Here is a 735-nt window from a genome sequence, read left to right as displayed (position 1 = left end):
TTCGAGCACGGCGGGGTTCGAGCACGGCGGGGTTCGAGCACGGCGGGGTTCGAGCACGGCGGGAGCGGGAGGCGGGTTTGGTCTCGCCCGGGTTGGTGAGCGGCGGTGCTGATTCGACCGGTGCGCGCTTGGAGACCGTCCGGTCGGTCTGCGTTGCCTAGGCCAGGACCGGGAGGGCGGCGGTGGAGAGGTCGGGGGCCTGAGCGGGCAGGGCCACGGTCTGCCGGTCGCCGCATTCGACGACGAGGGCGGTGGCGTTGTCGGTGGAGCCCGCGGCGGTGGCGGCCTCCACGAGCGCGGCGGCGGGGGCCGTGGAGTAGCGCAGCAGGCGGGTCATGACCGACTCGCCGAGCGACTTGTGGACGCCGTCGCTGGTCAGCACGAGCATGGTCGGCTCGGCGACGCGTGCCGTGCCGACCTGCCCGCGGCGGGCGGTGCGGACGCTGGTGGTGACGATGTGCTCCATGCGCGGGGTCGTCGGGGTGCCCCGGTCGCGGAAGTGCTGGGCGACGGTGTGGTCGGTGGTGAGCTGCCGCAGGCCGGTGGCGGTCCACGCCCAGGCGCGGGCGTCGCCGACCCAGGCGATGTCGTAGCCGTCGCCCTCGGGCACGGCGACGACCAGCACGCAGTCGCCCGTGGTCGTGGCCAGCACCTCCGCCTGCGCGGCGAGCACGGCCCCGACCGCGCCGCCGCCCGCGCGGACCGCCGCCGCGGCGGCGACCCGGGCGGCGCGGG

At 76.7% G+C, this 735-nt stretch carries 1 protein-coding gene; it reads right to left on the bottom strand.

What is annotated here, in order from left to right; translation table 11 throughout:
- Positions 1 to 157: 157 nt before the first annotated feature.
- A partial coding sequence (locus GCL84_RS06300; protein ID WP_235926030.1) for a PP2C family protein-serine/threonine phosphatase occupies positions 158 to 735 on the bottom strand: 578 nt, incomplete at its 5' end.

Origin of the sequence: Actinokineospora pegani (assembly GCF_009745975.1) — a bacterium.
Taxonomy (GTDB): domain Bacteria; phylum Actinomycetota; class Actinomycetes; order Mycobacteriales; family Pseudonocardiaceae; genus Actinokineospora; species Actinokineospora pegani.
This window is presented reverse-complemented; position numbering and strand designations above follow the sequence as displayed.